Annotated in this window: 16 protein-coding genes; 2 read left to right on the top strand and 14 right to left on the bottom strand. The window is 48.2% G+C overall.

The features are described 5' to 3' along the window. Nucleotides 1-8: 8 nt before the first annotated feature. Genes brxC through C1714_RS08195 form a run of 4 tightly spaced genes read right to left on the bottom strand, consistent with a single transcriptional unit; the run spans nt 9 to nt 4,980 of the window. Nucleotides 9-3,620: a BREX system P-loop protein BrxC gene (brxC, locus tag C1714_RS08210; RefSeq protein WP_102342725.1), complete on the bottom strand. Its 3,612-nt coding sequence runs from the start codon at nt 3,618-3,620 to the stop codon at nt 9-11. Between the two features lie 18 nt (nt 3,621-3,638). Beyond that, a complete protein-coding gene (locus C1714_RS08205) occupies nt 3,639-4,220 on the bottom strand; it encodes a DUF1788 domain-containing protein (protein WP_102342724.1) in 582 nt (193 codons plus the stop codon). After that, the gene (locus C1714_RS08200; RefSeq protein WP_102342723.1) at nt 4,217-4,837 is read right to left on the bottom strand and encodes a DUF1819 family protein; all 621 of its coding nucleotides are present in this window, start codon (nt 4,835-4,837) and stop codon (nt 4,217-4,219) included. Before C1714_RS08200 ends, C1714_RS08205 begins: the two co-directional genes overlap by 4 nt. Continuing rightward, nucleotides 4,834-4,980, bottom strand: a complete 147-nt coding sequence (locus C1714_RS08195) for a ribbon-helix-helix domain-containing protein (protein WP_102342722.1) — start codon at nt 4,978-4,980, stop codon at nt 4,834-4,836. Before C1714_RS08195 ends, C1714_RS08200 begins: the two co-directional genes overlap by 4 nt. A gap of 242 nt (nt 4,981-5,222) precedes the next feature. On the opposite strand from C1714_RS08195, the gene C1714_RS14255 reads away from it, so the two are divergent. Further along, nucleotides 5,223-5,408, top strand: a complete 186-nt coding sequence (locus C1714_RS14255) for a hypothetical protein (RefSeq protein WP_210115279.1) — start codon at nt 5,223-5,225, stop codon at nt 5,406-5,408. Between the two features lie 57 nt (nt 5,409-5,465). Here the strand turns inward: C1714_RS14255 and C1714_RS08180 are convergent, their stop codons facing one another. Both C1714_RS08180 and C1714_RS08175 read right to left on the bottom strand, forming a co-directional pair. Continuing rightward, nucleotides 5,466-5,873: an Hsp20/alpha crystallin family protein gene (locus C1714_RS08180; RefSeq protein WP_102342720.1), complete on the bottom strand. Its 408-nt coding sequence runs from the start codon at nt 5,871-5,873 to the stop codon at nt 5,466-5,468. Nucleotides 5,874-5,902: 29 nt separating this feature from the next. Further along, complete coding sequence (locus C1714_RS08175) at nt 5,903-6,328, bottom strand: Hsp20/alpha crystallin family protein (RefSeq protein ID WP_167849984.1); 426 nt, start codon at nt 6,326-6,328, stop codon at nt 5,903-5,905. 360 nt (nt 6,329-6,688) lie between these two features. Between C1714_RS08175 and C1714_RS08170 the strand changes: the two genes are divergently transcribed. Beyond that, nucleotides 6,689-7,810, top strand: a complete 1,122-nt coding sequence (locus tag C1714_RS08170) for a 5-methyltetrahydropteroyltriglutamate--homocysteine S-methyltransferase (protein WP_102342718.1) — start codon at nt 6,689-6,691, stop codon at nt 7,808-7,810. Nucleotides 7,811-7,894: 84 nt separating this feature from the next. Here C1714_RS08170 and C1714_RS08165 read toward each other — a convergent pair whose 3' ends face one another. The 8 genes from C1714_RS08165 to polA all read right to left on the bottom strand — a co-directional run bounded on the left by C1714_RS08165 (nt 7,895) and on the right by polA (nt 17,615). Beyond that, complete coding sequence (locus C1714_RS08165) at nt 7,895-8,479, bottom strand: C39 family peptidase (RefSeq protein ID WP_102342717.1); 585 nt, start codon at nt 8,477-8,479, stop codon at nt 7,895-7,897. 330 nt (nt 8,480-8,809) lie between these two features. Continuing rightward, nucleotides 8,810-10,258, bottom strand: a complete 1,449-nt coding sequence (pyk, locus tag C1714_RS08160; protein ID WP_245305082.1) for a pyruvate kinase — start codon at nt 10,256-10,258, stop codon at nt 8,810-8,812. Between the two features lie 116 nt (nt 10,259-10,374). Next, on the bottom strand, nt 10,375-11,337 hold the full coding sequence (gene pfkA / locus C1714_RS08155; RefSeq protein ID WP_102342716.1) for a 6-phosphofructokinase: 963 nt from the start codon (nt 11,335-11,337) through the stop codon (nt 10,375-10,377). A gap of 67 nt (nt 11,338-11,404) precedes the next feature. Continuing rightward, entirely contained in the window at nt 11,405-12,325 is a 921-nt protein-coding gene (gene zapE, locus C1714_RS08150) for an AFG1/ZapE family ATPase (protein ID WP_102342715.1), read from the bottom strand. Continuing rightward, nucleotides 12,322-13,518 (bottom strand): DnaD domain protein, encoded by a 1,197-nt coding sequence (locus tag C1714_RS08145; RefSeq protein ID WP_102342714.1) that lies wholly within the window; start codon nt 13,516-13,518, stop codon nt 12,322-12,324. Before C1714_RS08145 ends, zapE begins: the two co-directional genes overlap by 4 nt. Continuing rightward, nucleotides 13,499-14,110 (bottom strand): dephospho-CoA kinase, encoded by a 612-nt coding sequence (gene coaE / locus C1714_RS08140; protein WP_167849983.1) that lies wholly within the window; start codon nt 14,108-14,110, stop codon nt 13,499-13,501. The genes C1714_RS08145 and coaE overlap by 20 nt, the downstream gene beginning before the upstream one ends. A gap of 14 nt (nt 14,111-14,124) precedes the next feature. Continuing rightward, nucleotides 14,125-14,937 carry a bifunctional DNA-formamidopyrimidine glycosylase/DNA-(apurinic or apyrimidinic site) lyase gene (gene mutM / locus C1714_RS08135; protein WP_102342713.1) on the bottom strand — a complete coding sequence of 271 codons (813 nt, stop codon included), beginning with the start codon at nt 14,935-14,937 and terminating at the stop codon, nt 14,125-14,127. Next, nucleotides 14,937-17,615: a DNA polymerase I gene (polA, locus tag C1714_RS08130; protein WP_102342712.1), complete on the bottom strand. Its 2,679-nt coding sequence runs from the start codon at nt 17,613-17,615 to the stop codon at nt 14,937-14,939. The genes mutM and polA overlap by 1 nt, the downstream gene beginning before the upstream one ends. Between the last annotated feature and the right edge of the window lie 16 nt (nt 17,616-17,631).

Here is a 17,631-nt window from a genome sequence, read left to right as displayed (position 1 = left end):
CTTTATGCTTAGAACTTCAGATCCACTTCATCAGAGTCTTCTAATTCTTGTCTTAAACGATTTTTTAATTGTTCAATATAATGATTCAATTGTTCCTCATTAGTGATAACCCACTGCGAAGATGTGATGTTCTTAGCAAACAAAGTCTTCGTTTTCTTTTCAACTACAGGCGGTGTAACATCACCTTCAGAATCATCTTTCTCGCTTGGAATAGAAGGATCTTTTTCGGGCATTTCTGCGAAATGATTCAGGTAATTCATGCAGATTGCCGATGCCTGATTCTGATAGCCAAGCAGAACAGAAATATCTGTTTCTTTCTTGGCACGTTCATTTAGATTCTTATAATCTGTCTTAACTCTGGCTTCGAATTGATCCTTATACCATCTATTACTTAACGCATTTAAGACGGTTGTCTCGTTCTGATCAATAACCGGTTTAATATCATTAAGCTTCTGATCAAGAACCTCATTATATTTAAGGATGAAGGTATCATACAGATCTTTAATCTTTCGGATCTGTTCATAAGGAGACCTACTTTCAACAATAGATCTAATCTGTTCTACTGTGTCACTGATAGATTTATCTGTAATGTAAACCTTACTATTTTCGTAAAGATCGATTGCCTTTAAGCCCTTATTAATAAAGATATCTTTCAGGGTTGATCCCTTGAAGAATGTCTTTACTGCACTAAGATCTTCACTGAGATCCATATAATCATTCTTTTGATTCTTGAGAATGGAATAGAAGTCATCAGTGTCTTTTGCTGCCATAATCTTTTTTAATAAAGCAATACCACTTTTAACAACATCCTGTCCCGGTAATCTTGGATTAGAATCATATTCTCTCAGATAGCCTTCGCATTCTCCCAGAAGAGATTTTGCATGCTCCTGAAAATTCACCATCAGTCTGTCTGTGTCAGTAGTGACTTCTGTTGCGCCAAATAATTCTTTGGAGATCTCTTTCGCTGCTTTTTCAGCTAATGGATCAACTATACCTTTTGTATGGAACTGAAGCTTATCTTCATATCTTCTTCCTACAAAATAACTGCATAAATCATCAGCGGATTTTGTATAAAGAGAGATCGGAGACTTTTCTATAGTTGCGTTGATTTGGCCGCTCACAAACAGTTTTGCTGCAAGCCAATGAATATCAGACTCAATATAGCCATAAGGTGCTGCGCTATATCTTTCTGCTAAAGAGCGCATGGATACACTTATATGAGCATTTGTGTTCATATCCATGTAATCTTTCATATCCTTAACTGCTCTTGCGTTAGATTTCAAACCTGGCGTCAAATCAATCTTCTCAATTCTTGTAGCAGTCTTGATTAAGTTGCGAATATCTGAATCATCCTTGGATTCATCTATGTAATCCAAACGATAGAATACGTTGCTTACAAGTTTCTCCAGACCAGCTGAAATCTTTGCAGATGCATCCTTTGTTGTAATGTCATCTGCCAGCTGGTTATTAACAAATACATCTGCATTTCCAATCGCATCATTAAAAGAATCCAGTGCAGCGTCATTGCTCTTTTTAGCCTGTTCATTCTTTTCTGAACGAATTGATGTAGATCTTCCTTTATTCGGATCTGCTACAGATCTTAGATAGTCTAGAATCTGCAGGGAATTATGCATTTCTTCGTAATATTCTATATTGTCTGCTGGCAACCTTAAGATTACTTCTTTGTTCTGGAAAGAAAGCCATGACAAAGCATTATCAGAATGATCACCATCATAACGAGGAGTAATGATTCTCACACCGATTTCTGCATCCTTAGGGCTTCTATAAGGCTGATTGTCTATTGTCAGATTATAAGCAAAGGTATATTTTCCATTGAATCTCTGTACCCGATAACGTGTATCTGTGTAGATATTATTTGTAATTAATCCGCCAATAGAAGAAATCACTTCACTTGGTGCAACCTCTCTGTTACGGATCTGCCGGTTAATATCCTGTTCTTCATCTGTCAGGAATTCATAATGATCCTGAAGTTTAGAAACCATTGCTTCATTAACCAGAAGACGTAAAGACTCCTCAACCTTTTTCCTGATTTCAATGCGATCTGAATCTACATTGTCTACCATGAAACTGACGATATTGTTTACCGTCAAAGGTATTCCATTTACATACTTCAACAGGAATAACGTCTTTAATACATTCACGGTGAAATTATCCTGTTCATGTGCAGGATTGATTCTTTCATTATCTTCCGCTCTCTGAATGACAATACTGTGCGTATGATCCAGAAATCTTACTAAATCGTCATAAAAACGATAAAAAGGAATTAAGACTCCCTCTTCTTGATTCATAACTGAACTGGCAGCTTCCTGATAAGCACCAAGCATTGATCTTTCACCTTCTGACAGATGTTTGCCAGTTGAACTATTCAAACGGATCGCATTCAGAACGCTTGCCAGCAAATTGAATTGATAAGGAAGGAAGGGATAAACAGCCGCAAACTCATCCGCATTCTTATACTTCTTCATTTCCACCGTATCGCGGAAATCTACGACATTTTGAATCTGTGTTTCCTTCTGTTCATACAGAGCTTTTAAAGTCTCTGTTCCATTCTCATTCTTCTTCAGAATTCGTTCACGGATAACTTCATCGGCATTTACAGAAGAAAGCGATAGTCTCGTACTGAATCTGCCCTGAATCTTAGAAAAGTCATTGGCATTTCCGTGAATATTCTCCACCATGGAGTCAATGTCTTCCTGTGCGGTTACGATTACCCATGCTTTACCTTTACAATGCGTTCCAAGATCTTCGGTAATCGTCTGTAAATTCAGCATCAAATTGGTATCTGTTGCAATAAACTGTCCAATTTCATCTGCCAGGAATACTACTCTATTTCCAGTACGGTTAATATAATCTTCAACTATTTGAGCGAAATCATCAGATGATAAGCGATAGTTTGAAGTTGTTGATTCTTTCGCCCAAAGATCAGCCTCTTCACGGTTCATATACCCCATCCGAACCAAAGCCTCTACTACCTTGCCGCGTCTCAGCATAAACTTACGTCTATCATCAAGCCAGTTCACACCTGTGATTTGCTGATAGGTTTCTTTAAATTGATGGTATTTTCCTTCAATATCAAGATTTCTTTCCAGATCCGCTAATGCAGGATTGGCGCCAAAATAGCCTAATTTTTCATTAAAGACACGATTGAAAGTATTCACTATGGCATTGCTGTCAGCCTTTGCAGAAGCAGAGCTCTTGGAATCAACATTGAAAAGAATCGCCTTTGTAGGAGTATTGCTGGCCAGAACCATATTTCCCATATCAATAGGACTCTCTGCAATTAGTTTTTTGTTCTTGAAGTAATCAACTGCTCTTTTTCCATCCACTTCTTCATCGTCAAGGATATAAGACAAGATTTTTAAAAAGTGTGATTTACCAGAGCCAAAGAATCCGGAAATCCAGACTCCCATCTGATCTGTTGGAGTATTGATAGACCTTGCATACACATCGAAGAATTCATGGAAGTGCTTCGCAAGCTCTCTGGTAACAACGTACTCTTCCAGTTCCTGTTCCTTATCCTTTTCAGCATTCTGCCCGACCTTGATTACGCCTGTAATCTCACGATCAATTGGTTTTTCAAACATGTCCTTGATTTTCATAATGTGTACCTTCTTTAATTATCTTTCTACCAGTGGAAATGCTCTGTAATAGTTGTCGTCTTTAATTTCTCCGAATATACGCAATGAGTTCCCGTTATATACGCCAGGGAAAAACATTACTACTGGGCAGTGATCCATCTGCTGGTGCAAATTATTCAAAATTTTATGAGATCTTAGAATCGGAAAGCATTTACCTACCCCTGTCAGAAACACAACCGCATCATCCGGAGTATGTTCCATGATGTACTGAATCATGATGCTGTTTTCATCATCAAAGTTCAGTTCCTGCTGAATAGAAGTGAAGATGTAATCTGTTCCCTCTTCCTCTTCCATCTCCTTTAAATCATCATATTCATCATCTTCCTGAATCAGCTTCAGCATCAATTCATAGAGATCATATACAATAAGTTCATAGCCAAACTTCTTTTCTGTATTAGTCTCCTGCAACTTCTTGACACGCGTCCGGACAGTCAATTCCTGACTTGGATCATAGTCAAACACATAGTAACCGACTTCATTTCCAAGTCCGGTATTCTTTCTAAAATCTTCCGACTGGATTTTTTGTTCCAGAATATCGAGTCGTTCTTCAATCGTTCTCATGAGCGTTCCCCCAAAAGCATGTTATAGATTTGCTGTAAGCCCGATGACTTTAAAAGATCGACGACATCTGCTGTTAGAATCGGCCGACGAATCTGATAATCCTTTCCATCCCGTGCAATCATTCCTGCTTCTGACAAAATGCTGAGAATTACTCCCACAAATTTCTTAATGCTTTTATCAATCCATTTAGAAGCCTTATCATCCCTGTTCTGCAATTCATGCATAAACGAGAGAACTTCTGCTCTGGTCAGATGATTATCATTCAGGATCAGCTTTTCCTTATATATATGATCCATGAAATCGTAGAAGGTATGATTTGTCAGCATAATCATCATGACGCACATCACTTTCTGTGTATCCACATCCTTTTCAAGAAACATTCTGCGGAAATCATCATCAGTACTCGCAATTCTTCTTAATACAGCAATGCAAATATCGTTGCTGTGCCTTGCAGTAACCGCATTAAAAATGTTCTGCTCTTTATTCAGCTTCTTGATATCTGCAGGCTCCATATGATCATTGACCAATAGTTGTATTACTTTCCTGGTTTCCTTGTAATACAGCCATTCATCCGTTCTACAGGAATATGGCAAAGATAATACCTTTAACTCTGTCATTTCTTCTCCTTCTTAGCTACATGCTTCTGAAGAATCAGAGTAATAAGATTAGCTAGAGTGCGGTTATCTGCCTTAGCCTCTTCTTCGAGCTTCTTTCTTAAATCTTCATCTAAACGAATGGTATAGTTTCTGGTTTCAGCCATGATATCTGTCTGCCTTTCCGTTATGAAAACGCTGATATCATTATAAATTTAGATGCATTGCAAGGCAATGCGCGCTAAGAACTATCCAATCTCGGGTCAATTTGCCCAAGAATCGTTCTTTGGATTTAGTCAACTGAAAGCTAAAGAAGTGACGAATATTTCCATAATTAGTGAAAGGATCAAAAAGACTCATGAAGAGAAGGTGTGGACACAGAATGAATTGGACGAAAAAATCTTCGACAATGAAACAACCATTATTGTTCATAACTGAGGCAGCGCATAATCAACAAGCAAAAAAAGTATGCCTCACCACGTTCCATGAACATCGGTATGTCCAGCTCTTTATTCTGCCGCTGCTGCTGATGTTCGCCTTTACACAGAAGTGGTTTGTAAACGGCATCGGCAGTGAAACAGGCATTAAGGGTTAACGAAAAAAGCAAAAAAAGAGCCGGGATTTCCGGCTCCTGGATAAAGGGGGATTGTGTTTATTCGATTGCAATATATTCAGGTTCCTTCACTGCCTTGGATGCGTCCGGAACCTCGATCGTGAGAACGCCATCCTTGAAGTTTGCGTGAACATCACTCTGCTTCACGCCATCGCCCACATACCAGCTGCGGCTTGCATTACCGGTGTAACGCTCCTGCCGAATGACATTGCCTTTCTTATCCTTTTCTTCGCTGGATTCATTGTGAGCAGCGGTTACCGTCAGGGTACCGTTGGAGAGCTGAACCTTGACTTCTTCCTTCTTGTAGCCAGGGAGTTCAATATCAAGGAAATACTTACCGTCCTTTTCGCGGACGTCTGTGCGCATCAGCTGCTTTCCGCCGAAGGCACCGAACCAGTCATCATCGAACAGATCATCAAATTCTCTTCTAACAGGTGTATATTTCATATTCAACATCTCCTTTCAGCATTCCTGCATTACAGAATGTCGATATACTTGGTCTCTTCTTCCGTCTTCTTTTCTTCACTCGGCAGAGTGACCGTGAGAATGCCGTCCTTGAAGGACGCATGGATGTCTTCCTTCTTCACCTGATCGCCCACGTACCAGCTGCGGCTTGCGCTGCCGGAATAACGTTCCTGACGAATGATGGAACCCTTCGCATCCTTATCTTCCTTGGAATCGTGGTGCTCTGCAGAAACTGTCAGATTGCCATTCTCCAGGCTGATCTTGATATCTTCCTTCCGGAAGCCCGGCAGATCAATGTCAAGCGTATAGAGCCCGTCCTTCTCATGAACATCCGTCTTCATCAGTGAACCGAATGCCGGACCATGAACAGTCGGGAAATCAAACACATCATCAATCAGATCATCAAACACTGTTCTTCTTTCAGGATAGAATGCCATAACTTTTACCTCCATTGAGGATCCTGGTTCTTACTTCTCATCTCGATCCTCTTTCTTGTTACACCCATAATAATAGCCAAGTTTTTAGCACTGTCAATAGCTGAGTGCTAATTATTTATGATTCATAAATTCATGATAAAAGAGGCTTAGCAAAGGTATTTTTATGCATTCGCAGAAGATGACATCAGGTTTTTAATAAATATTTTTTCAAACAACTAATTATCAATTAGCAAATCCGGCTGCCAGGATTCTGTTTCATACAGCAGGCTTATGTGTCCCGTTTCCATGGACAAAGTGCTCAGGTTTTCAGCCTTCATGCCGTATACTTGAACCAGTATTGTTCAAACAGCAGGAGGACTTATGTCACAGCTCTATACACCGTTTCACTACGATTTTGTCGGATCCTTTCTCCGCCCCGAGAAGCTGCGCAAGGCAAGAGACCAGTACCACACCGGTACGATTACCCGCCAGCAGCTGACAGAAGTCGAAGACGAATGTATCCGGGATCTTGTCAGGAAGGAAAAGGAGCTCGGCTTCCACGCCATCACCGATGGTGAATTCCGCCGCCAGGCATGGCACCTTGACTTCATGTGGGGATTTGACGGTGTCGGCCACCATACAACTCAAACCGGCCTTCCCTTCGTTGGCGAGCAGGCCATGATTGACGATACCTATCTCACCGGAAAGGTTGCCCTTACCGGCACGCATCCCTTTGTCGAGCACTTCCGCTTTATGAAGCAGTTCGAAGATGAAAACACAGTCGTCAAGCAGACGATCCCGGCGCCGGCCCAGTTTCTGGCCCAGATGTGGATGCCCTTTGCCCGTTCCAACTCCGAGAAATACTACCGTTCCGTTGATGAGCTGTGCAGCGATCTGACGGCGGCCTACCACACCGTTATCCAGCAGTTCTATGACGCCGGCTGCCGCAACCTGCAGTTTGATGACTGCACCTGGGGCATGATCGTCGATCCCAATGCCGGCAATTTCTTTGGCACTGACCGCAAGGGCCTGGAAGAAGTAAAGCGCGTCCACCTCGCCCTGAACAACGCCTGCCTCGAGGGCCATCCCTCCGATATGGTGATCAATACGCATGTCTGCCGCGGAAACTATCACAGCACCTTTGCCAACCGGGGTGCCTATACCGCTGTCTCGCGTACCCTGTTTGCCAAAGAAAATGTCAACGCCTTCTATCTTGAATTTGATGATGAGCGCAGCGGCGGCTTCGAACCGCTTGCCGACGTATCCGGCAATAAGAAGGTCGTCCTCGGCCTGATTACCACCAAATCACCGGTACTGGAAGATAAGGAAGCGGTCAAAGAACGAATCGCAGCAGCCGCAAAGTACCTTCCGCTGGACCGTCTCTGTCTCTCACCGCAATGCGGCTTCGCCTCCTGTGAAATCGGCAATAAGCTCACGGAAGAACAGCAGTGGGCAAAGCTCAGACTGGTTAAGGAAATCGCCGAAGAAGTCTGGGGCCGTTGAACAGACACGCAAAAGCCCGGCGCATGGCCGGGCTTCTTTTTTATTCACTGCATCATGCATGTAAATACTGAATGGGCTGTTCGATCAGTTCTTATCGCTGCCCTTCCCCATCAGGATGCACAGACGCTCCTCCTTCCTGCCGAAGGCATAGTAGGTAGAACCTCTGCGGTTGATATAGGAATAGGGAATCACAACGTTATATTCTTTCGGATGATCCCGGGTCCAGGTAATATCCGGCTTCGAAAAAGGACGCTCACGATAGTACGGATCAAAGAGATACAGAAGCTGCTTCTTCGGATCCGCTTTGGTAAAGAGAACATAATGCGGCTCATGGATATGTACCTTGGCAATGACGGCTTCCCCGTTCATCAGTCCCTTTTCAATATCACTGCCGCTTTCCAGAACGACATCCTTTCCCTGCAGAACCTTGGTCCTGACGCCATAGGCATCTTCAGCCCAGTGCGCAAATCCGATCATCGCATCATCGCTCGTCCCGTAGTTGGAGCACACGCGGCCATTGGTCGCATAGCCGTCCAGCGTCGTCGTATAAACCTTGCGGAACACTTCCTGGCCAACCTGCTTGCGCTCAAAGAGAAAGATCAGCGCATTCAGAAGCGTCGTAGGACCGCAGTCAAATTCACTTGTCTGATAATGCATGGGAATCTTCATTTTCCTGTCCTCCTTAAGAAAACGGCGGAATATAAAACGGATGCACAAGCCTGTTCAGCGTGCGCATCCGCCCCGATCCATCCATGTCACAGAAGAAAATGCTCAGATGGAATTGCGCACACCGAAAGGCACCGTACACATACAGTTACATAAGCTCATAGATAACGATGTCAGATTCATGTTCTTCATGCGCTTTTCCTTTAACTTTTACTATTTTTAGTATTTTTCCATTCAAAGTCAAGAAAAAATGAGGCAGCCAGCGGATTATGTCAAGCATAATGCCCGCTTCTGCCTCATTTTCTGTATTGATATTTGTTCGACGGTTGCGGATTACTTGACCTGGATGATCTTCATCATGTTCGCCGAACCTTCGCCCGTAGGATAGCCGGCCGAAAGAATGATCAGCTGACCCGGCTTCACACCGTATTCCTTCGCAAACAGGCAGGCCAGATCATCATCGTTGGTCATCGTGTTCTGCACATCAGAGAAGATCGGCGTCACACCCCACCAATCGAGAAGCTTGCGCTGCGTATCATGCGTAAACGTGATTGCAAGAATCGGAACACACGGCCGGAACTTGGAAATACGGCGGGCTGTCGTACCACCCTGCGTAAAGACTACGACTGCACCGACATTGTCCAGTGTCTGCGACGCATCCGAAATCGCAATACCGACAGCATCCTGGATCGTCCGGTTGCCCGACTGTTTGGACTTTTCAAGAATGTCGCGGTACGGCAGAATCTTCTCCGCCTCCTCGGCAATCTCACTCATCATCTCGCACGACTCAATCGGATATTCGCCCGAAGCCGTTTCCGCACTGAGCATCACGCAGTCCGTACCATCCAGAACAGCGTTGCACACATCCGAAGCCTCTGCACGCGTGCAGCGCGGATTGTGCGTCATCGAATCCAGCATATGCGTTGCCGTCACAACCGGCTTGCCCATGCGGTTGGCAACCGCAATGATGTGCTTCTGATACACCGGAACCAGCTGGGTCGGAATCTCAACGCCGAGATCACCACGTGCAACCATCACACCATCCGCAGCCTCCAGAATCGACTCCACATTGTCATAGCCTTCCTGGTTCTCAATCTTCGCGATGATGTTGATCTTCGGTTTGCCTTCCTCGATCAGAATCTTGCGGATCGCATTGACATCCGCCGCCCGGCGCACGAACGAAGCCGAAATGAAGTCAACATCGTTGCGGCACCCGAAGCGCAGATCCGAAATATCCTTTTCCGAAAGGAACGGCATCGAAAGCCTCACACCCGGAACATTGCAGCCCTTGTGAGAGCTGATCGGACCGCTGACTTCCACGCGGCACTTCATCTCCTGACCATCATTCTCCAGAACCGTCAGACGCATCTTGCCATCGTTGATCAGAATGCTGTTGTTCGCATGAAGATCATCGAACAGCTCCGGGCACTGAATGTGGAAACGCTCATGCGTCCCCTCAATATCCGCCTTCTCCAGGTAGACAATCTCACCCTTCTGATACTCTTCCGTATCATTCTTGAAACTGCCCAGACGGATCTCCGGCCCCTTGGTATCCAGGCAGATTGCCAGCGTAATGCCGGTCTCTTCCGAAACCTTGCGGATCATCTTGATCCGCTTCTCATGTTCCTCATGCGTCCCGTGTGAAAAGTTCAGGCGCGCAATATTCATGCCTGCTTCCGCAAGCTTCGTAATCATCTCCTCGTTATCCGTCGCCGGACCGATCGTGCAGATCACCTTCGTCTTCTTGAACAGGTGATTGCGATTCATCAACTCAGCTGTCATATACTATCTCCTCTCATTTCACCCGCACTATTCTACCGCAAATTCCGCAATTGTCTGCTTCAGCATTGTAAAGCTTCAGAAAACGTCCGGCACATGAATACCGGACGTCAAAACAATCACACCAGACGATCAAACAAACGGTACAAAGGCTTGCGCGAAGTACGCGGACGATTCAGCGCCTCATCAATCGGCATCGACGTAATCTGGTTGTCAATGATGCCAACACACTGACCACCGATTCCTTCAATCAGAAGATCCACAGCCTTCTCACCCATCCGGCTCGCAAGCATACGGTCCGTCGGCGTCGGCGAACCGCCGCGCTGAATATGACCAAGAACCGTCGCCCTGCCCGAGAAACCGGTATTCTGACTCACCTTCTTTGCGAGCATGTCAACATCCGTAATCTTTTCCGAAATGATCACGATCGCATGGTTCTTGTGAACCGCCTCGCCCAGATACCGCAGACGCTCCAGAACCTCAACCTCATCGTAGCCCGTCTCCGGTGTAATGACCATCTCTGCGCCGCAGCTGATTGCCGTATACAGTGCCAGATCACCGCAGTGGTTGCCCATGACCTCGACAATCGAGCAGCGATGATGCGAACTCGACGTATCACGCAGTTTATCGACGCACTCCACGCACGTCTGCAGTGCCGTATCAAATCCGATTGTAAAATCCGTACCCGGAATATCGTTATCGATCGTACCCGGCAGACCAATGCAGTTGATGCCCTTCTTCGTCATCGCCATAGCACCGCGATACGAACCATCACCGCCGATGACAACCAGCGCATCAATGCCGGCCTCACGCATATGGTCCATGCACTCATTCTGAACACTTTCTTCCTTGAACTCCGGAAGACGGGCCGATCCCAGCAGCGTACCGCCGCGGCTCAGTGAATCCGAAACCGACGTACGCGTCAAAGGCTCAAACTTCTTCTCAAGCAATCCGGAATAACCATCCCGCACACCGACCACTTCAATGCCATTATTCAGGGCCACCCGCGTTACTGAGCGGATTGCCGCATTCATTCCCGGCGCATCACCGCCGGACGTCAGAATTCCGATCTTACGAATCATAAACTGACCCCTTCTTTCACGATAATCCTATCATTCTTTCAACGCCGTTGAAAGATACGCATTGGCCTCATTGACGCGTTGAAAACAGCTGCCGCCGGTCCGCATGCCGCAGATTCACCGGCTGCCCCAGCGCCCGCACACGCTCCATCACCCGGTCTGCCTGCAGACGGTCGCTGCCCTGCGCCGTGTTCAGATAATGGCTGCTCAGCGCCGGATAATCACAGTTGCTTGTAAACCATGTCATCTTCCCGTTGCGCATTCTTGCATCAAGAATGCTCAGAAGAACACTGCGGAACTTATCCGTACATTCTTCCGCACCGATATCATCCAGCACCAGCACATCCGCATACATCAGCAGCTGCACCTCGCCCTCATATTCACGGCTGTGATAGTCATAGCCGACTCTTCCCGCAAAGGCGGGCATATGGACGAAGGCGGTCTTCTTTCCCTTTCTTGCCCAGAAATTGGACGCACATGCCGCAAGATAGGTCTTCCCGCTGCCCATTGCGCCCCAGAGATAGCAGCCCTTTCCACCTGCGCACAGGCCCCATACCTTCTGCACCGCAGCGACATACGCATCCGGCTCCTCGTCCAGAAAAATCGACTCAAAGGATACCGTCGAAAACTCCTCACCAAGATCCGAAACCAGATAGTTCGAAAGATGTGCCTGCGCACTCCTGCGTTCTTCTTCATACGAGCATGCTTCAACAACTTCCAGAAGCAGGCCGTCATCATACCTGAGCCCATCTCTAAAGCCGCGGCGCGCAAAGAAACAGGTGTTCAGACCCTTGCACCCGTGACAGTGCAGACGTTTTTTCAGCCACGAAGAAAACACATAGGGCCTCTGTTTCAGCAGTTCTGCCGGAATGTTCTGCTGCCGCAGAAGCTGCTGAATATCCTCATTGCCCTCCAGCTGCGCAATCAGCTGCCGGGTCCTTGTTTCCTCTTCTTCCGTCGGACGCGGAACATTGAATTCAGCTTTGATCATTTTTCTTCAGCTGCCCGCCGCATTTCCTCAAGCAGAGCCTTGCGGTCAATACGGGCAAAGTCCTCCTCACTGTTTGTCTGCGGCTGAGCATCGTCCTTCTGCTCATAATAATAGGCCGGCAGCACCTCCGTACGGCTGCGCCGCGATTCATTCTTCTTATTGCGCTCGGCCAGTGCCGCTTCCCGACTCGATACCCCGTCTCTTGCCCACTCGCCGGCAACCATATCAACAAACTTGGGCACCAGCTTGTTATTGGAAACGGAGAGAACGTATTCAATCAGAATATTGATGACTTCCGACGAAAAATGCATATCCACCGCAAGATGTTCCAGCAGCCTGCGATCCACCAGCGGAACCGCCGCACCGTTCATCTTTGACTGCAGAAACGAAAGAGGAGGAAGGCTGTAGGGATCCGCCGCAGACGTAACGGTCGGTTTCTCTCTTGCCGCAAGGAAACGAAGCTTCTCCTCATCAAAGATTTCCTTCTCAGGATCCACCGCTTTGCCTACCAGAATCCGCATCCGGTCCACCGAAATCCCGTACACTGTTGCCAGCTGGCCGATCAGGCGCATCCTTGAACGTGTCCTCAGAGCTGTAGGAAACACCAGCGGAGTTGTCGTCTCCAGAAACCGTTCATAGTCAAAGTTGATCTGCTGATCACCGCCCGCAAACACTTCATCGACCGCACTTTCCTCCTTCTGCGGCCGCACCTTTGTCAGCGCATCCCCATAGCGCACCGGGTGCGTCACTTCCTCAAAGGAATGATCAACGCCGTGTTTCGAAAGAAGCTGCAGCGTCTTTGCCGCAAGCGAAGAATCCGCCGCCTGCTCATACAGCCCAACCCATGTCCGGTTGCCCAGAAATAATGCCGTCGAAAGCGGCACTTCCAGTGCAAACAGATACAGGGTACGATCCCCCTTCTTCGGCTTGCTGAAGGTACGGAGAAGATGAAATTCCTCAAGACGGATCATTGCCTTCTCAATCCCGTCGATATCCATGTCCAAAAGTGCACTCAGCTGACGGAAATTCGATTCCAGCGCATCCTGGGAAGACTGTGCATACAGCGTCAGATACAGAGCCAGACCATCCCTGCCGATCATCGGCTGATACAGAAGACACAGCGACACAAGGCTGTCCTCGCTGATCGTCGGATCACCCTTCACACTGTAGAAATCATCGACGTTCAGTTCCATGTCTCTCCTTCCGCTGTTTCATCAGCCATGACCCCAGGGCTCGATCCAGATCCTTGATGCTGCCATCATTATGAAAGACCACATCGGCTTTTGCAATCTGCACCGACGGATCAATCTGATGTGACAGACGCGCCTCGGCTTCTTCACGGGTAAAATCGCGGTCCTCCATCAGACGCCGGATGGCGGTTTCACGCTCGCATGTAACGACGATCACCTTATCAAAAAGATCTTCCCATCCCGCTTCAAACAACAGCGGCACCTCTGCAAACACAAGCGCATCAGCCGAATGATGATTGAGAAACCGGAGCAGTCCCTCCTTAACATAGGGATGCACGATTTCATCCAGCGCCACACGTTTCTCTTCATCTGCGAAAACAACGCCGGCAAGTGCCCTGCGGTCAATTTCTCCATTGGCATCGAGAATGGACGTACCAAAGCGATCCACAACAGCCGCATAGGGAGCTGCCGTCTTCTGAAACGCCGTACGGCTGTAGACATCCGCATTGAACACCGACAGATGACGCCGGCGCAGCAGAATGCTCAGAGTAGATTTTCCGGAACCGATGGTTCCCGTTATTCCAAAGGTTTTCATAGACTGTTTGATTTCTATTTCTGGCAGTTCGGGCAGTAATAGGAACTGCGGCCGCCGATCCTCTTCACCTTGATGGGCGAACCGCATACGCGGCACACCTTCTGATCATGTACGCTGCAGTACAGCTGAAACCGGCCCGTAACCCCAAGGGAAGACGTATAGCTGCGGATGGTCGTACCGCCGGCCGCGATCGCCGCCGCCAGAATTGTCTTCGTATTTGCAACGATGGCAGCTTCCTCCTTCCGGGTCAGGCGGGCACAGCTGCGTCCCGGACGGATATGACTCGCCGCCAGGATTTCATCGGCATAGATATTGCCAATGCCTGCCACAAAGCTCTGATCCAGCAGTAACGATTTGACCGGCTCCCTTCTCCCCTTCTTCCATTCATGCATATAAGCGGCGGTAAAGGCAGGGTCAAACGGCTCAGGACCAAGTTCATGAAAATGTGTAAAGTCCGTATCCAGAGGCATAATCCGCATCCGGCCGAACTTGCGCGTATCGTGATAGCGCAGCTGCCGACCGTCCTTCAGATAAAAGACCACATGCATGTGCCGGTTCAACGGCGCCCGGCTGTCCTTCTGCACATAAAACTTTCCTTCCATGCGCAGATGCACAATGAGCCAGCAGTCATCCATGCCGAACAGCAGATACTTTCCACGTCTCGAGAAGGTACGGAAATGCTGACCGCTCAGCCGCGAACAAAACGCATCCGGTTCCATTCCCTCAATGACCTTTGCCCAGCGTACATCTACACGTTCAATTTCAGCGTCCCTGATCTGATGTTCCAGCGTACGAACGACAGTTTCAACTTCAGGAAGTTCCGGCATCACTTCGCCTCATACCACGATTTTCCGCTGGCACATTCCACCGTCAGCGGAACGTTCAGCTTCATCGCATGCGTCATACCGTCGGTAACGATCTGCTTCATCTGTTCCAGTTCCTCTTCCGGCACATCGAAAATCAGTTCATCATGCACCTGAAGTATCAGCCGCGAACGAACATCCGCCTTCTTCATGGCCTCATCGATGCGGATCATGGCGATCTTGATCAGATCCGCCGCCGATCCCTGAATCGGCGCATTCATGGCTGCCCGCTTGCCGAACTCGCGAACCTGATGATTGCTGCTGTGGACTTCCGGAATCGGACGCCGGCGGCCGCATACAGTAGTTACATAGCCGTTTTTCTCGCAGTCCGCGACAACATTGTCCATATAGGTCTTGATGCCCGGGTATTTTTCATAGTACCTGGCGATGAAGTCCGCCGCCTCCTTGCGGCTGACCCCCAGCTGCTCCGCCAGACCGAAATCGCTGATGCCGTACACGATGCCAAAGTTGACCGTCTTGGCGCGCCGGCGCTCCTGGGGCGTAACATCCTCCGGCTTCTCTCTGCCGAAGAGATCCATCGCTGTCTTGGTATGAACGTCGATGTTGTTGTTGAAGGCATCCATCATCGAATCAATGTGTGCCATGCTCGCAAGCATGCGCAGCTCGATCTGATGATAGTCGCTGCTCAGAAGGACACATCCCTCGCTTGGCAGGAACGCCTTGCGCACTTCCCGTCCCATTTCATCGCGGACACTGATGTTCTGAAGATTGGGATCCGAGGAGGAAAGTCTCCCCGTCGAAGTTGCGCACTGGTTGAACACCGTATGAATTCTGCCGTCACCGGCAATATATTTCTGCAGCCCTTCCGCATAGGTCGACTGGATCTTTGCGGCCTTGCGGTAATCCAGAATATCCGCAATGATCGGATCCGAAAGCTTGTACTTTTCAAGCACATCCGCAGAGGTAGAACGCTTCTTTCCCCCGTACAGACCAAGCTCATCATAAAGAACGGTTGCCAGCTGACGGGGACTGTTGATGTTGAACGTATGACCCGCCCGGTCATAGATCTTCGCCTCCAGAGCAGACATCCGCTGTGTCATATCGTTGTTGATTCCCTGAAGAATGCTGCGGTCGCAGATAACGCCGGCATCCTCCATATCCAGAAGAATCCATGTCAGAGGCATCTCGATCTTTGCATAAAGATCATCCATTCCATACTCACTGACCTTTACACGCGCACCGGCAAAGATATCCCATAGACCTTTGGCCAAAGAACAGCCATACTCCTTCTCCGCTTCCGGATCCGCCAGCTTCGGACGAGCTTCCGTTCCATACACATCTTCATAGGAAGGCGAAGGCGTACAGCCATACGCCGCAAAGATCTTTTCCGGACTCGTCAACGTCGCATCCGCCAGAGAAGCCGCAATCATCGCATCATCGTCAAAATGGCCTTCAATGTCCGCGTTGTGCAGCACATGCACCGCACGCTTGGCATCGAAGCCGATCTTCTGATGTGCCGTATCTTCAAGATAATTGATCAGTGCACGATCCTTCAAAGCATCTTCCGCCCCAATAAAGTAGGAATCCGTCCCGTTCGACAGAGCAATTCCACGCAGCGATGCACCATAGAACGGTGCCCGATCATCGATCACAGCAACTGCCAGCTTCTGTATCAGATAGTTCTGAGGCACGGCCGTGACCCTTGCATGCGTTTCAGCAGTGCTCTGTACACTGGCTGCCTGAGCATCTGCACCGTCATCCTTCTGCCCGGGCATCTCTGCCGGGGCAGCTGCCGCGCTGGGGGCAGTCGCCTCCCGGGCGGCAAGTTTTTCATACCGTGACGCCAGCATCCGCATGTTAAGCGACTGAAAGAAGGCAACCAGTGCCTTATAGGTCGGCTGGAAGCTGCACTCATCTGCCGTAAAGTCCAGATCCACATCCCGCTTGATCGTAGCCAGTGTCTTGGAAAGCTCCGCTTTGTCATGATTCTCCTGAATCTTCTTTCCGAGAGCACCTTTGATTTCCTGATCGTGGGCAAGCACTTCTTCCACACTGCCATAGGTGTTGATCAGCTTGACAGCCGTCTTTTCGCCAACCCCCGGGATGCCCGGATAGTTATCGGACGCATCGCCCATCAGTCCCTTGAGATCAATGATCTGGATCGGAGTAACGCCATAGGCTTCCTTGACCTTCTGAGGTGTCATCTCATCCATCTCGGTCAGACCCTTTTTCATCAGAAGAACCCGGGTCGAATCATCCACCAGCTGCAGAAGATCGCGGTCACTGGTCAGGATTGTCGTCTCATAATCCGCCGCCTGCTTGGACATCGTGCCGATCAGATCATCCGCCTCGATGTTGGCCATTTCCTTCCAGCGGATGTGGTAGGCATCCAGATAGTCCCGTGCCATTGCAAACTGCGGCACCAGATCATCCGGCGCCGGCTTGCGGCCACCCTTATAATCCGCATAAAGATCGGTGCGGAATGTATGCTTACCCGCATCAAACGCGACAAGTACCGCATTCGGATGCACCAGATCGATGCCCTTCTGCATCATATTGGCAAAGCCGAAGACCGCATTGGTCGGCAATCCGTCCGGCGTCGTCATCTTCGTTCCGTAAGCCGTCGCATAATAGGCGCGGAACAGCATCGAATTGCCGTCTACCAGCAGCAGTTTTTTCATATCAATATCCTCCTGA

Origin of the sequence: Galactobacillus timonensis, from assembly GCF_900240265.1 — a bacterium.
GTDB lineage: Bacteria > Bacillota_I > Bacilli_A > Erysipelotrichales > Erysipelotrichaceae > Bulleidia > Bulleidia timonensis.
The sequence above is the reverse complement of the archived record's forward strand: the minus strand, read 5'-3'. Positions and strand labels throughout refer to the sequence as shown.

Bases quoted from the DNA above. Each gene is read 5' to 3' on its own strand.
- C1714_RS08145 (WP_102342714.1), bottom strand. From the start codon at position 13,518: ATGGAACTGAACGTCGATGATTTCTACAGTGTGAAGGGTGATCCGACG.
- C1714_RS08200 (WP_102342723.1), bottom strand. From the start codon at position 4,837: ATGACAGAGTTAAAGGTATTATCTTTGCCATATTCCTGTAGAACGGAT.
- C1714_RS08195 (WP_102342722.1), bottom strand. From the start codon at position 4,980: ATGGCTGAAACCAGAAACTATACCATTCGTTTAGATGAAGATTTAAGA.
- polA (WP_102342712.1), bottom strand. From the start codon at position 17,615: ATGAAAAAACTGCTGCTGGTAGACGGCAATTCGATGCTGTTCCGCGCC.
- coaE (WP_167849983.1), bottom strand. From the start codon at position 14,110: ATGAAAACCTTTGGAATAACGGGAACCATCGGTTCCGGAAAATCTACT.
- C1714_RS08180 (WP_102342720.1), bottom strand. From the start codon at position 5,873: ATGAAATATACACCTGTTAGAAGAGAATTTGATGATCTGTTCGATGAT.
- C1714_RS08205 (WP_102342724.1), bottom strand. From the start codon at position 4,220: ATGAGAACGATTGAAGAACGACTCGATATTCTGGAACAAAAAATCCAG.
- pfkA (WP_102342716.1), bottom strand. From the start codon at position 11,337: ATGATTCGTAAGATCGGAATTCTGACGTCCGGCGGTGATGCGCCGGGA.
- zapE (WP_102342715.1), bottom strand. From the start codon at position 12,325: ATGATCAAAGCTGAATTCAATGTTCCGCGTCCGACGGAAGAAGAGGAA.
- C1714_RS14255 (WP_210115279.1), top strand. From the start codon at position 5,223: ATGAAACAACCATTATTGTTCATAACTGAGGCAGCGCATAATCAACAA.
- C1714_RS08165 (WP_102342717.1), bottom strand. From the start codon at position 8,479: ATGAAGATTCCCATGCATTATCAGACAAGTGAATTTGACTGCGGTCCT.
- C1714_RS08170 (WP_102342718.1), top strand. From the start codon at position 6,689: ATGTCACAGCTCTATACACCGTTTCACTACGATTTTGTCGGATCCTTT.
- brxC (WP_102342725.1), bottom strand. From the start codon at position 3,620: ATGAAAATCAAGGACATGTTTGAAAAACCAATTGATCGTGAGATTACA.
- mutM (WP_102342713.1), bottom strand. From the start codon at position 14,937: ATGCCGGAACTTCCTGAAGTTGAAACTGTCGTTCGTACGCTGGAACAT.
- C1714_RS08175 (WP_167849984.1), bottom strand. From the start codon at position 6,328: ATGGCATTCTATCCTGAAAGAAGAACAGTGTTTGATGATCTGATTGAT.
- pyk (WP_245305082.1), bottom strand. From the start codon at position 10,258: ATGACAGCTGAGTTGATGAATCGCAATCACCTGTTCAAGAAGACGAAG.